Origin of the sequence: Azospirillum palustre (genome assembly GCF_002573965.1) — a bacterium.
Classification (GTDB): Bacteria; Pseudomonadota; Alphaproteobacteria; order Azospirillales; family Azospirillaceae; genus Azospirillum; species Azospirillum palustre.
The window spans coordinates 846404-860541 of the sequence record NZ_PDKW01000040.1 but is presented as its reverse complement, the minus strand read 5'-3'; the positions used below and the strand labels follow the sequence as shown (position 1 = coordinate 860541).

The following is a 14138-nucleotide window of genomic DNA, read 5'->3' as shown; positions in this document are numbered from 1 at the left end:
ATGGTACTCCTGTGTGCGGACCCCCTTGGGCCCGCGTCAGAAGGGGATGACCCCGAGGATGGCCGCGGCGACGGTCATGACGACCGAGGCGGCGAACAGATAGGGGATCGAGAATTTCTGATGCTCTCCCAGCCCGATGCCGCACAGGCCGACAACCAGGAAGGTGGCGGGGGTGAGCGGGCTGACCGGGAAACCGACGGTCATCTGGCCGAGAACGGAGGCCTGGGCGATCTGGATCGGGTCGCCGCCCAGCGTCTTATAAACTTCGGCGATCACCGGCATCATGCCGAAATAATAGGAGTCCGGGTCGAACAGCAGGCTGAGCGGCATCGACAGGATGCCCAGTGCGAAGGGAACATGCTGCGCCATGTCCGGCGGGACGAAGGCGACGGCGGACTGGGCCATGGCGGTCAGCATCTTGGTGCCGGTCATGATGCCGGTGAAGACGCCGGCCGCCAGCAGGATGCTCGCCATCATCAGCGCCGCCTTGGCATGGGCGTCGACGCGCTCCTTCTGCATCTTGACGTCGGGATAGTTGATCATCAGCGCCAGCACGGTGCCGACCATGAACATCACCACCGGATCGACCGCCCCCTCGATCATCACGGCCATGATGACGGCGGTGAGGACCAGATTGATCCAGAACAGCTTGGGACGGCGGATCTTGATCTGCTCCGGCGTCAGCACGCGCGGCGCCGGCCCGACCGGCATTGCGTCATCGGGAGCGCCCATGGCGCCGACGGAGCGGGCCTGTCCCGCCGCGAGCGGCCGGGAGGACAGGCCGAGACGCCGCTCCTCGCGCTTGCCGAGCAGGAAGGCGACGGTAAAGATGAACAGCAGCCCGACGCCCTGCACCGCGATCAGCGGATTGAAGATGTCGGTCACCGGCACCTTCAGCGCCGCGGCCGACCGGATCATCGGCCCGGTCCAGGGTAGGAAATTGACGCCCGCCGCCATCGACACGCACAGCGCCAGGATGCGCTTGTCCATGCCCAGCCGGTCGTAGAGCGGCAGCATCGCCGGAATGGTGATGAGGAAGCAGACCGCCCCGGACCCGTCGAGATGGATCAGCAGGGCCAGCAGGGTGGTGCCCATGGTGATGCGTGCCGGCCGCGTGCCGACGACGCGCAGAATGCGGTCGATGATCGGGTCCATCATCCCGGCATCGGTGACGACACCGAAGAAGATGATGGCGAAGACGAACATGCCGGCAGTCGGCGCGATGGAGCGGATGCCGGCAATAATGAACTTGCTGGTTTCAAGACCGAAGCCGCCCGCCAGCGCGGCAATGATCGGCACGGCGATCAGCGCGACCAGCGGCGACATCCGGTTGGTCATGATCGCCGCCAGCAGAACGACGATGGTTGCCAAGCCGAGTAACGCGAGCATGTAACCTCCTCCATGGCCGTTGTTATTGTTGTTTTCCGTCCATTGCGCGATCTCTTCACGTCAGGCGAAGAAACACGGCGGAGTCCTGCGGGCGACCGGCTTCGATCCCCGAGTAACGCCGCATGAGCGGATTTCGATAAAACTGCGTCTTTTGCGACTCCGGCCGACGGAAGCACTGGCAGCGGGCCTTTTATAAATCAGCCACTTTGCCGCACCGTGCCGAAGCGGTGTCCGCGATTGACACTGTACGAACCCACAATCAGATTAGAGAAATGAATTTGTTGTATCACGGTAATTCGATTTTTCTATAAGAGGCGCGCCATGCTCCAGGGAGTGAGACATATCAAGGCCTTCGTCGCGGTAGCACGTCTGGGCAGCTTCACCAGGGCGGCGGCGGAGGTCAACCTGTCGCAGCCGGCGCTGACCGTGCAGATCCGCCAGCTCGAAGAAAGCCTGGGCGTGCGCCTGTTCGACCGCAACAAGCGCCATGTGGTGCTGACCCAGGCCGGCCGCGACCTGCTGCCGGCCTTGCAGCGGGTGCTGGCCGAACTGGATGCGGTGATGAGCGTCAGCCACGATCTGGCCGGGCTGCGGCGCGGCTCGGTGTCGGTCGCCACCCTGCCGTCGGTCGCCGCCGGGCTGCTGCCCATCGCCATCCGCCGCTTCGCCGCCGACCACCCCAACATCGACGTCCGGGTCAGCGACGTCGTCGCCGAGCGGATCATCCAGCTGGTCAAGGCGGAGGAGGTCGATTTCGGCATCGGCAGCCGGGTCGGCCCCGACCGCGACGTCGAGGTGATCGATTTCCTCTGCGACCGCATGTGCGCCTTCTTCCCCGCCGACCACCCGCTGAACGGCCGGCGCCCGCTGCTGCTGAAGGACATCGTCGCCTTCCCGATGATCCTGACGGCGCGCGGCACCAGCGTGCGGTCGCTGGTCGAGCGGGCGCTGGAGAAGGAAGGGCTGGAGATCAGCCTGTCCTGCGAGGCGAACTACATGTCGACGGCGGTCGGCATGGTGCGGGCCGGGCTCGGCGTCTCGGTCCTGCCGGAATCCGCCGTCGACGCCGCCTCCTGCGAGGGCATCGTGGTGGAACCGATCCGCACCGCCGGGCTGGTGCGCCGGATCGGCTTCATCCGCAAGACCGGCCGCTCCCTGTCGCCGGCGGCGGAACGCTTCGCCGCCCTGCTGCGCGAGGTCGCCGGCCCGACGCTCGCCCATTTCTCCAGCATGGAGGCCGCCGCGAAGCGGTAACGCGGCTGGAATAATTTTTTAACTGGATAGCGTCAGTATATTACTGAAATCAGCCAATCCGATTTCGACCGCCCTCCTCTTTCGTAGTATATCAGTTGCCGCCCCCCGACGCGCGCGACATGAAGGCACCCATGAGACTCCTGGAAAATCTGACGATCCGGGCAAAGCTGACCGCACTGGTCGCCTTGTCCGTCCTGGCTCCGGCCGTGGTGATTGCCATCAGCAGCAGCTTCGCCCACCAGCGCATGGTCGACGACCGCATCGACACCATCCGCTCGGCGGTGGAGATGGCGGTCGGCATGGCGAAGGGGCTGAATGCCGAGGTCGAGGCGGGAACCCTGCCGCGCGAGCAGGCGCTGGCGCGCTTCCGCAACGCGGTGCATGCGATGTCCTACCATGACGGCGCCGACTATCTGTTCGCCTACGATCTCAACGGCATCGCCGTCGCCAACCCCTCCAACCACAAGGCGGTCGGCACCGACCGGATGGGGCTCCAGGACAAGGCCGGCAAGTATTTCGTCCGCGAGATCGTCGACACGCTGCGCCGGCAGGACAACGCCATCATCCATTATGTCTGGCCGAAGCTGGGGTCCGACGTCCCGCTGCTGAAGACCAACTATGTGCAGCGCTACCAGCCGCTCGGCCTGATCGTCGGTTCCGGCGTCTACACCGACGACATCGACGCCGCCTATCGCGAATTCCTGACCAGGACCGGCGCCGCCACCGCCGCGCTGATCGCCGCGCTGGTGCTGATCGCCTTCCTGGTCAACCGCGACATCGTGCGCTCGCTGCACCGGCTGCGCGACAAGATGACGGCCCTCGCCGCCGGCGACATGGGCGTCACCTTCCCGGAGACGGCGCGGCGCAACGAGATCGGCGGCATGGCGCAGGCGCTTCAGGTGTTCAAGGAGAATGCCCAGGCCAAGGCCAGCCTGGAAGCCAGCCAGGCCGAGCAGGCGGAGCGCGCCGCGGCCGAGAAGCGGGAGGCGATGACGACACTCGCCAGCCATTTCGAACAGACCGTCGGCAACCTGATCCACGACGTCGCCGGCGAGGCGGACGCCATCGAACGGCGCGCCCAGGACATGACGCGCGCCGCCGACGAAACCGGCAGGCTGGCCGGCGCCGTCACCCTGGCGACCGAGCAGACCTCCGCCAACGTCCAGACCGTCGCCGCAGCGACGGAGGAGCTGACCAGCTCGATTAACGAGATCAGCCGGCAGGTCGGCTCGTCGGCCGAGATCGCCCGCGAGGCGGTCGAGAGCGCCGAACGGGCCAACGGCAAGGTCGAGGGGCTGGCCGGCGCGGTCGAGCGGATCGGCGCCGTGGTCGGTCTGATCAACTCCATCGCCAGCCAGACCAACCTGCTGGCGCTCAACGCCACCATCGAGGCGGCCCGTGCCGGCGAAGCCGGGCGCGGCTTCGCCGTGGTGGCGAACGAGGTCAAGGCGCTCGCCAACCAGACCGCCCAGGCCACCGAGGAGATCGCCACCCAGGTCGCCGCCATCCAGGGCGAGACCGCCCAGGCAGTGCGCGAGATCAGGGACGTGGCGCAGGTCATCGGCCGGGTCAACGACGTCGCCACCTCCATCGCCTCGGCGGTCGAGCAGCAGGGGGCCGCGACCCGCGAGATCAGCCGCAACATCCAGCAGGCCGCCCGGGGCAGCCACGAGGTGTCGTCCAGCATCGGCGGCGTGAACGAGGCCGCCGGGCGGAACGGCACGGTCGCCTACGAAGTGCTGGAGAATGTGCGGGAATTGTCTATGCAGACCGAAAGCCTGCGCGGCGAGGTCGGCCGCTTCCTGGCGCAGGTGCGGGCCGGCTGACCGGCCCGCAAAGCCGGCGTTTTACGGCGCGGCGACGAACTCCACCCAGTTCGGCTGCTTGCCGGCCGGATAGCGGGCGAGCGTGGCCAGCGCGCCGCTGCCGCCGTCGATGCGGTAGACGGTCATGCCGTCCGACTTCTCGCCCACCGCCGCCAGGAACCGGCCGGTCGGGTCGATGTTGAAGCCGCGCGGTTGCTCCTCCGTCGCCACGCTGGCGAGCGGGGTCAACTGGCCGCTTTCCGGGTCGATCCGGAAGGAGCGGATGGTGCTGGTCCGCCGTTCCGAGATGTAGAGGAAGCGGCCGTCCGGCGTCGTGTGGATGTCGGCGGCCCAGGGTTCGCCCTTGAAATCGGCCGGCAGGGACGGCAGGCGCTGCGTCTCCGTCAGCCTGCCGGTCGCGGGGTCGTAGGCGAACACGGCGACGGCGGCGTCCAGTTCGTCCACCAGATAGAGGTGGCGGCCGTCGGGATGGAAGACGATGTGGCGCGGACCGGATTTCATCGGCAGCGCCACCGACGGCGGATCGTTCTCGCTCAACCCCCCGGTGGCCGCGTCGAAGCGGAACTGCACCAGCCGGTCCGATCCCAGGTTGGTGGCGAAGGCGAAGCGGTTGTCGGGCGATGGTTGGATCGAATGGGCGTTCTTGCCGGTCGCCACCACCTGCTGCGGCGGACCGACCTTGCCGTCCGGCCCGATCGGGTTCACCGCCACCTTGTCGCCGCCGTAGGACGCGCTGAACAGGTACTTGCCGCTGCGGTCGGTGACGATGTTCGCCATGCTATCGGCCAGCGGAGCAGTGCCGAGATGGCTCAGCTTGCCGGTCGCCCTGTCGACGGCGAAGTTCTGCACCTGATAGGGCTGCGAGCGCACGCCGGCATAGAGGAAGCGCCGGTCGGGGCTGAGCGCCAGGGGGGTGGAGGATCCGGGCTTATCCACCCCGACGAAGGGCACCGTCCCCACCGGGGTCATGGCGCCGGTGGCGCTGTCCAGCCGGAAGATGCTGATGTCGTTGCTGGCGGCGTTGGACACGTAAGCGAAGCTGTCGGCCAGTGCCGGAACAGGCATGGCGAAGGCAGCGGAAGTCAGCAGCATCGCCAGCGCGATGCCGGTGCGGCGTCCCATGGTATCCTCCCTTGTGTGGATATATCCTCCCGCCGCGGGCGCCGGTTGCTCCGGTCATCTCCGCCGCGGGGGTCTTCGGGTCCGGTCAGGCCGGATCAGGTCACCGGCGCCGGGTTGAACAGGGTCAGCGCGTTGCGCAGCCCCCAATGGTCGGCCCAGGTCTGCTTCTTGCCACTCGCCACCTCAAGGATCAGGCGGAACAGCTCCCAGCCCACATCCTCGATGGTGGCTTCGCCGGTGGCGATGCGGCCGGCATCGACGTCGATCAGGTCGTGCCAGCGCGAGGCCAGTTCGGTTCGCGTCGCCACCTTGATCACCGGCGCCATGGCGAGGCCGTAGGGCGTGCCGCGCCCGGTGGTGAACACCTCGATGTTGCAGCCCGACGCCAGTTGCAGCGTGCCGCAGATAAAGTCGCTGGCCGGCGTGGCGGCATAGAGCAGCCCCTTGCGAGTCGCCCGCTCGCCCGGCGACAGCACGCCGGCAATCGGGCTGGTGCCCGACTTGGCGATGGAGCCCAGCGCCTTCTCCACCACGTTGGCGAGGCCGCCCTTCTTGTTGCCGGGGGTCGGGTTGGCGCTGCGGTCAGCGGATCCGGTCTCCAGATAGTCGTCGTACCAGCGCATCTCGCGGATCAGGGCGCGGCCGGTCTCCTCGTCGATGGCGCGCGGCGTCAGCAGATGGATGGCGTCGCGCACCTCCGTCACTTCGGAAAACATGACCGTCGCCCCGGCCCGCACCAGCAGGTCGGCGGCATAGCCCAGCGCCGGGTTGGCGGTCACGCCGGAAAAGGCGTCGCTGCCGCCGCATTGCAGCCCGACGACGAGGTCCGACGCCGGACAGGTCTCGCGCCGCCGCTCGTTGAGCTGGGCCAGCCGGCGGTCCGCCATTTCAAGGATGGAGGCGACCATGTCGCCGAAACCCTGGTGACGCTCGTCCTGCAAGGTGACGATGCTCGGCTCGACCCCGGCCGGCAGCAGCCGTTCCGGCTGGAGCTTCTCGCAGCCGAGCCCGACCACCATCACCGCCCCGCCCAGGTTCGGGTTGCGGGCGAGGTTTTGCAGCGTGCGGATCGGCACCGCGGCCCCCGGCGCGTTGATCGCCACGCCGCAGCCGTAGGTGTGGTTGAGGGCGACAACGTCATCGACGTTGGGGTATTTCGGCAGCAATTCCTTCTTGATCCGCTCGATGGCGAAATCCATCACCCCGGCGACGCACTGCACGCTGATGCTGATGCCCAGCACATTCTTGGTGCCGACCGTCCCGTCGGGATTGCGGTAGCCTTCGAAGCTATAACCCTCCAGTGCCGGGGCGTCGGGCGGCACGGCGGTCGCCAGCGGCAGCGTGTCCAGATCCGGCGCCTGCGGCAGTCGGACCAGCGATTCCTCGATCCAGGCGCCGCGGCGGACCGGCCGGGCGGCGGTGCCGATCACCTGCCCGTAGCGGATGATCGACGCCCCTTCGTCCAGGTCGGCCAGCGCCACCTTGTGGCCCTGCGGCACGAAGTCGGTCAGGACCAGCCCGCACTCGAACTCCGTCCCCGGCGGCAGCCCGCCGGAATTCACCACGATGGCGACGTTGTCCTCGGGATGGACCAGGATGTAGAGAGGCTTCTGGGTCATGGCATGCCCTGACTGTTTGGTCGGGTTTAAGGCGTTGTGGAGCGGCTTCACCGCACCAGGCACGGCCGCTTGTTGTCGAACGTCCAGCCGGGGATCAGGTACTGCATCGCCGTGGCGTCGTCGCGAGCGCCCAGCCCGTGCCGCTTGTAGAGGTCGTGCGCCTTCGCCAGCTCGTCCATGTCGATCTCGACGCCCAGCCCCGGTTTCTGCGGCACGGCGACCAGCCCGCCCTCGATCCGGAACGGCTCCTTGGTCAGGCGCTGGCCGTCCTGCCAGATCCAGTGGGTGTCGATGGCGGTGATGCGGCCGGGAGCGGCGGCGGCGACATGGGTGAACATCGCCAGCGAAATGTCGAAATGGTTGTTGGAGTGCGAGCCCCAGGTCAGGCCCCATTCATGGCACATCTGGGCGACGCGGACGGACCCTTGCATGGTCCAGAAATGCGGGTCGGCCAGGGGGATGTCGACCGACTGCAACTGGATGGCATGGCCCATCTGGCGCCAGTCGGTGGCGATCATGTTGGTGGCGGTCGGCAGGCCGGTGGCGCGGCGGAACTCCGCCATGACCTCGCGCCCGGAATAGCCCCGCTCGGCGCCGCAGGGATCCTCGGCATAGGCCAGCACGGCGCCCTTGCCCTTGCAAAGGCGGATCGCCTCCTCCAACGACCACGCGCCGTTGGGATCGAGCGTGATGCGGGCCTGGGGGAAGCGCTTGGCCAGCGCCGTCACCGCCTCGATCTCCTCCTCGCCGCGCAGCACGCCACCCTTCAGCTTGAAGTCGTTGAAGCCGTAGCGGTCATGGGCGGCCTCGGCCAGCCGCACCACCGCGTCGGGGGTCAGCGCCACCTCGTTGCGCAGGCGGAACCAGCCGTCCTTGGCGTCCGTCTCCGCCCGGTACGGGAGGTCGGTCCTGTTGCGGTCGCCGACATAGAACAGGTAGCCCAGCATCTCCACCGCGTCGCGCTGCTGCCCCTCGCCCAGCAGGGCCGCCACCGGCACCTCCAGGAACTGGCCCAGCAAGTCGAGCAGCGTCGCCTCCAGCGCCGTCACCGCATGGATGGTGATGCGCAAATCGAAGGTCTGCAAACCGCGCCCGCCGGAATCGCGGTCGGCGAAGCCGCGGCGCACGCTGTTGAGGATGGCGTTCCAGGCGCCGACCGGCTGGCCGACCACCAAGGCGCGGGCATCCTCCAGCGTCTGGCGGATCCGCTCGCCGCCCGGCACCTCGCCGACGCCGGTGTGGCCGGCGCTGTCCTTCAGGATCACCACGTTGCGGGTGAAATAGGGCGCATGGGCGCCCGACAGGTTCAGCAGCATGCTGTCCTGGCCGGCGACCGGCACAACCAGCATTTCGGTGACTTTGGGCGACGACATCTGAGTGGCCATGATGCAGGGTCCGGGAAAGGCGGGAAGGACGGATCAGGCGGCTTGCAGCAGCGCCTGGGTATAGCCGAGCGCGAAGGCGAAGAAGCGTTCGCGGTCGGGATCGACCTCGGAGAAGGGCACATGGTCGGGGCAGAGGATCCCCTGGTATCCGACCTCGCGGTAGGCGCGGATGCAGGCCGCCATGTCGACCGACCCCTCGTCCGGCATCGCCTCGCGGAAGTCGAGATAGCCGCCCTTGATGTTGCGGAAATGGACCATGAAGATGCGGTTCTGCGGGCCGAACTCGTGGATCGCCTCCAGCACCGTCTCGGTCGGGTTGCGCGACATCTCGGCGATGGTGCCCTGGCAGAAGTTGAAGCCGAGCGACTTGCTCTCCGGCGCAAGGCTGATGAAGCGCCGCAGCCCGTCGAGCGAGCCCAGCACATGGTGGACGCCGTTCAGGCCCCCGGGCGGATAGGCCGGATCGTGCGGGTGGCAGGCAAGCCTCACGCCGGCCTTCTCGGCGGTCGGCAGGATGGCCTCGACCAGATATTCGATGGCGCGCCAGCCATCGGCCTCGCTGACGCCGCCGGCCTCGCTCGCCATCACCTGTCCGCAGGTTTCCGGCGCGCCACGTGCATCCAGCGGCGACGGCTTGGTCCCCGTCTCGTCCTCCGGCAGCACGGTGCCCCAGTAGGAGAAGCGGGCGTCGTTCTCTGCCTTGTACTCGTCGGCGCGGAAAATGCTGCACTTCATGCCGCCGCGGCCGTCGACCACGCCAGTGCGGGTGATGCCGACCATGGCGACCGTGTATTTCACCGTGTCGACCCCGCCGTCCGCCGCGGCGCGGATGTTGTGGCGCAGCCGCTCCGCGGTGGCCGCCGCCTTCTCCGGCTCCCGCAGGCTGTCGAGCAGGATGGAGCCGACGTCCAGCGCCAGGCAGTCCAGCGTCAGGCCATGGCCCTCCACCCACTTGCGCTGCTCGGCGACCTTGCGGCCGTCCCACAGCCCGGCCTCGACGTCGTCGCTGGCCATCACCGGCGCGTTCGGCCGGCTGTCGATGACGATGCCCCGGGCGCCGAGCTGGGCGGACAGGCGCAGACGCTTGTCGGTGGGGTTGATGAGCTGTTCGCCGATATACATGGGGGAATACCCTTTGCCGAACCGTTCGACGTGGAATTGGACGGGGGGCGGGAACCCCACCCCGCCGGTCGTTACTTCTTCAGTTCCATCCGCTTGATCTCGCCGACGACGACGAGATAGCTGACCGCCGCGATCAGGGCGTTGGCGCCGACGAAGACCAGGGCGCCGTTGAAGGAGCCGGAGCTCTGGATGATGTAGCCGATGATGATCGGCGTCGAGATCGACGACAGATTGCCGCACATGTTGAACACGCCGCCGCTGAGGCCGGTGATCTCCTTCGGCGCACAGTCCGACATCACGGCCCAGCCGAGCGCGCCGATGCCCTTGCCGAAGAAGGCCAGCGCCATCAGCGACACGATGACCCACTGGAGATCGGTGTAGTTGCAGGCGATCATCGCCATCGACATCACCATGCCCAGCACGATCGGCGTCTTGCGCGCCGCGGTCAGGGAATAGCCCCGGCGCAGCATGGCGTCCGACATCACGCCGCCCAGGATGCCGCCGACGAAGCCGCAGATCGCCGGGATCGAGGCGATGAAGCCGGCGTTCAGGATCGACATGCCGCGGGCCTGGACCAGATAGACCGGGAACCACGTGATGAAGAAGTAGGTGATGGCGTTGATGCAGAACTGGCCGAGGAAGATGCCGACCATCATGCGGCTGGCGAAGAGCTGGCGGATGTAATCCCACTTCGCTCCGCTCTCGGCCGACACCGCCTTCTTCTGGCCGTCGTCCATGTTGACCAAGCCGCCGCCGGCCGCGATGTGGTCCAGTTCGGCCTGATTGATGCGGGGATGGTCCTTCGGCGCGTAGACGGTCTTCATCCACACGCCGGCCATGACGATGCCGAGCCCGCCCATCACGCCGAACACCCAGTGCCAGCCGAAGGAATGGGTCAGCCAGCCCATCAGCGGCGCGAAGAGCACGGTGGCGAAATACTGGGCGGAATTGAAGATGGCCGACGCGGTCGCCCGCTCCTGTCCAGGGAACCATGCCGCGACGACGCGGCTGTTGCCGGGGAAGGACGGTGCTTCGGCGAAGCCGACGGCAAAGCGCAGGGCGAATAGCGTGGCGACCGCCGTCCCGCCGGCCAGGAAGCCGATGGAGCCCTGCATCAGCGTGAAGACCGACCAGATGAAGATGCTCAGCCCATAGACGATCTTCGACCCGTAGCGGTCGAGCAGCCAGCCGCCCGGCAGTTGGCCCAGCACATAGGCCCAGCCGAAGGCGGAGAAGATGAAGCCCATCTCGGCTGCGTTGATCCCCAGCTCCTTCGAGATCACGGGGCCGGTGATCGACAGCGTCGCCCGGTCGGCGTAATTGATGACCGTGACCAGGAACAGCATCGCCAGGATGAGATAGCGGACCCTGGTTTGTTTGGCGGCGGGCTGGGCGGCGGCGGCGGTCGAATAGGACGCGCGCTCGGCGTTGACGGCGGTGCTCTCGATTGTCATGAAATTTCCTCCCTCAAGGCATGAGGGCGGGCAGGCGCGGCAGTCCATTCCCGGACCCGTTCGACGGATCCGGCTTCATGGCTGCACCTTGTGTCCGGCGTCGGGAACTGAAGCCCGGCGCCTGCCCGTCCGGCGATGGTTTGTTGCCGTACGCTATGCGGACTTACTGGGGACCCAGCGCCTCGACCAAGGCACGCAGGTCCTCGACCTCGGCCGGGGTGCAGTCGACCAGCGGCGCGCGCACCGGGCCGGCGGGACGGCCGACGATGGCGGCACCCGCCTTGACGATGCTGACGGCATAGCCGGCCTTGCGGTTGCGGATCGCCAGATAGGGCAGGAAGAATTGGTCGAGCAGCCGGTCGGTGGTGGCGGTGTCGCCCGACGCGACCGCCTGGTAGAACTCCATCGCCGTGCGCGGGATGAAGTTGAAGACGGCCGACGAATAGACCGGAACGCCGATGGCGCGATAGGCTGCGGCATAGACCTCGGCGGTCGGCAGGCCGCCCAGATAGCTGAAGCGGTCGCCCATTTTTCGGCGGATGGTCGTCATCAGCTCGATGTCGCCCAGCCCGTCCTTGAAGCCGATCAGGTTGGGGCAGCGCTCCGCCAGCGTCGCCAGACGGTCGGCGCTCAGCTTGCAGGTGGCGCGGTTGTAGATGATGACGCCGATGCCGACCGACTTGCAGATCGCCTCGACATGGGCGGCGACGCCCTCCTGGTCGGCTTCCGTCAGATAATGCGGCAGCACCAGGATGCCGGCGGCCCCGGCCTTCTCGGCGGCCCGCGCCATCTCAATGGCGATGCGGGTAGAATAGCCGACGCCGGCGATGATCGGCAATTCCTTGCCGCAGACCTCGACGGCCAGCGAGACGATGCTCCTGTGCTCGTCGGGCGTCAGCGAGAACAGCTCGCCGGTGCCGCCGGCGGCGAACAGGGCCGACGCGCCGTAGGGCTTCAGCCATTCCAGGCGGCGGGCATAGCCGCCCGGCTCGAAGGTGCCGTCGGCGGTGAAATCGGTCAGCGGGAACGACAGGAGACCTTCGCTGACGACGGCCTTCAGGGCTTGCGGTTCCATCGGGGGCATCCTTGGGAAACGGTGGAGACACGATCCGCAGGGAAAAGGCTGCGGGCATGGTTGGTTTTTGGACGATGGCCTGTTCGGAGGATCCGGGCCGGGTTCGCGGCGATCCGTCCGACATCGTCGTCATCCGATGACAGGACGATTACCATCATATCAGTCATCATACAAGTGGTTTGATGCGGACAGCGGCAATCCGCCTTCCCACCAATTCGGGCATGGCGAAAGCCGGTCCACAAAGCAAAAGGGACGCGGCCGGCGGTCCGGCGGCGTCCCTTCTGATCCCGAAACCCCGGAACGGGCGGACGTTCAGCCCGCCGCGGCGGTCGCCTTGAAGTCGCCGCCGGCACGCAGCCGGTCGCGGCTGCCATTCAGATGCAGGCGGATGGCAGCACGGGCGCCCTCCGGGTCCTGGCGCTCGATGGCGGAATAGATGGTCTGGTGTTCGTCGTTGATCCGCCGCAGATACTGACGGCGCGAATCCCCCTCCAGATGCCCGTAGCGCACGCGGGCGCGCGGGATCAGCAGCGACCCGAGATAGGAGAACAGGGCCAGGAAATGCTTGTTTCCGGTCGCTGCGGCAATGGCGCTGTGAAAGGCCAGATCGGCGTCGATGGCATCCTCGCCCGCCTCCACCGCCGCCGTCATCGTGTCCAGCGCCTCGCGCATGCGGGCAAGCTGGGCGTCGTCGCGACGGATGGCGGCGAGATAGGCCGCTTCCGATTCCAGGCTGATGCGGACCTCCAGCACCGAAATCGCCTCGTTCACCGCCTCCAGCGTCGACTCCTCGATGCGGAAGGGCAGGATCGCGGCGTCGCGCAGGACGAAGGCCCCCAGCCCCTGCCGGGTGGAGACCATGCCGACCGCCTTCAGGTTGGCGATCGCCTCGCGCACCACCGTGCGGCTGACGCCGAATTCGTCGATCAGGTCTTGTTCACTCGGCAGCCGGTCGCCACTCTTGAACTGTCCGCTGGAGATCCGTTCGGCCAGGGCATCCACCAGTTGCTTCGCCAGCGGGTCCCGGCGCCTGCGCGCTGTCATCACCATCCTCACCAAAACCCGGTTCCGGGACGGACCGCCCGTCACCACTCCATGTCCCAGAGTTAACACCCACAAAACCTATACGACAATAGACAAGCCGGCCTGCCGGCCCATGGAAAAATGACACATCAGGGCCATTTCGCACGGTCCCACTTGTATGATGACTGACGTCATGATAGATCGCTTCTCCAACGAATGTTCGGCCGCTCTTGTCGGCGGACGCCCCTTTCCCGGCGCTCCGCCCTTGAAGGAGACCTCAAGATGACCATCACCGGCGAGATGCTGATCGGCGCCAAGGCGCATCGCGGCAGCCAGGGTGAGTTCCGCGCCGTCGACCCCGCCACCGGCGAAGCGCTGGAGCCTGTCTTCGGCGGCGGCGGTGCCGCCGAGGTCGAGCGTGCCTGTGCGCTGGCCTGGGCCGCCTTCGACGCCTTCCGCGAGACAGGCCTGGAGCAGCGCGCCGCCTTCCTTGAGGCGGTCGCCCAGAACATCCTCGACATCGGCGACGGGCTGATCGTCCGCGCGATGGCCGAAACCGGCCTGCCGCGCGCCCGGCTGGAGGGCGAGCGCGGCCGCACCGTCGGCCAACTGCGCCTGTTCGCCCAGGTCGTGCGTGAGGGAAGCTGGATCGAGGCCCGGATCGACCCGGCGATGCCGGCGCGCACGCCGCTGCCGCGCGCCGACATCCGCCAGCGCCACATCGCGCTGGGGCCGGTCGCGGTGTTCGGCGCCTCCAACTTCCCGCTCGCATTCTCGGTCGCCGGCGGCGACACCGCCTCGGCCTTCGCCGCCGGCTGCCCGGTGGTGGTCAAGGGCCATGGCGCCCATCCCGGCACCTCGGAACTGGT

General features: G+C 67.5%; 11 protein-coding genes. 3 read left to right on the top strand and 8 right to left on the bottom strand.

Features of this window, described 5'->3' with window-relative positions; translation table 11 throughout:
• Nucleotides 1-36 precede the first annotated feature (36 nt).
• On the bottom strand, nt 37-1389 hold the full coding sequence (locus CRT60_RS13730; RefSeq protein WP_098736922.1) for a CitMHS family transporter: 1353 nt from the start codon (nt 1387-1389) through the stop codon (nt 37-39).
• 321 nt (nt 1390-1710) lie between these two features.
• Here CRT60_RS13730 and CRT60_RS13725 point away from each other — a divergent pair, with 321 nt between their 5' ends.
• On the top strand, nt 1711-2643 hold the full coding sequence (locus CRT60_RS13725; protein ID WP_098736921.1) for a LysR family transcriptional regulator: 933 nt from the start codon (nt 1711-1713) through the stop codon (nt 2641-2643).
• Between the two features lie 131 nt (nt 2644-2774).
• Nucleotides 2775-4469 carry a methyl-accepting chemotaxis protein gene (locus CRT60_RS13720; protein ID WP_098736920.1) on the top strand — a complete coding sequence of 565 codons (1695 nt, stop codon included), beginning with the start codon at nt 2775-2777 and terminating at the stop codon, nt 4467-4469.
• Nucleotides 4470-4490: 21 nt separating this feature from the next.
• Here CRT60_RS13720 and CRT60_RS13715 read toward each other — a convergent pair whose 3' ends face one another.
• From CRT60_RS13715 to CRT60_RS13685, 7 genes are all read right to left on the bottom strand, one after another.
• A complete protein-coding gene (locus CRT60_RS13715) occupies nt 4491-5591 on the bottom strand; it encodes a lactonase family protein (protein WP_098736919.1) in 1101 nt (366 codons plus the stop codon).
• Nucleotides 5592-5686: 95 nt separating this feature from the next.
• A complete protein-coding gene (garD, locus tag CRT60_RS13710) occupies nt 5687-7210 on the bottom strand; it encodes a galactarate dehydratase (RefSeq protein WP_098736918.1) in 1524 nt (507 codons plus the stop codon).
• Nucleotides 7211-7257: 47 nt separating this feature from the next.
• A complete protein-coding gene (gudD, locus tag CRT60_RS13705; RefSeq protein ID WP_098736917.1) occupies nt 7258-8595 on the bottom strand; it encodes a glucarate dehydratase in 1338 nt (445 codons plus the stop codon).
• A 33-nt stretch (nt 8596-8628) separates the two neighbouring features.
• Complete coding sequence (locus CRT60_RS13700) at nt 8629-9717, bottom strand: mannonate dehydratase (RefSeq protein WP_098736916.1); 1089 nt, start codon at nt 9715-9717, stop codon at nt 8629-8631.
• Between the two features lie 71 nt (nt 9718-9788).
• A complete protein-coding gene (locus CRT60_RS13695) occupies nt 9789-11171 on the bottom strand; it encodes an MFS transporter (protein ID WP_098736915.1) in 1383 nt (460 codons plus the stop codon).
• Nucleotides 11172-11334: 163 nt separating this feature from the next.
• Nucleotides 11335-12246, bottom strand: a complete 912-nt coding sequence (gene kdgD / locus CRT60_RS13690) for a 5-dehydro-4-deoxyglucarate dehydratase (RefSeq protein WP_098736914.1) — start codon at nt 12244-12246, stop codon at nt 11335-11337.
• Between the two features lie 312 nt (nt 12247-12558).
• Nucleotides 12559-13290 (bottom strand): FadR/GntR family transcriptional regulator, encoded by a 732-nt coding sequence (locus tag CRT60_RS13685; protein ID WP_167421698.1) that lies wholly within the window; start codon nt 13288-13290, stop codon nt 12559-12561.
• 261 nt (nt 13291-13551) lie between these two features.
• Between CRT60_RS13685 and CRT60_RS37050 the strand changes: the two genes are divergently transcribed.
• The coding region (locus CRT60_RS37050) for an aldehyde dehydrogenase family protein (RefSeq protein ID WP_244592493.1) at nt 13552-14138 on the top strand (587 nt) is incomplete at its 3' end.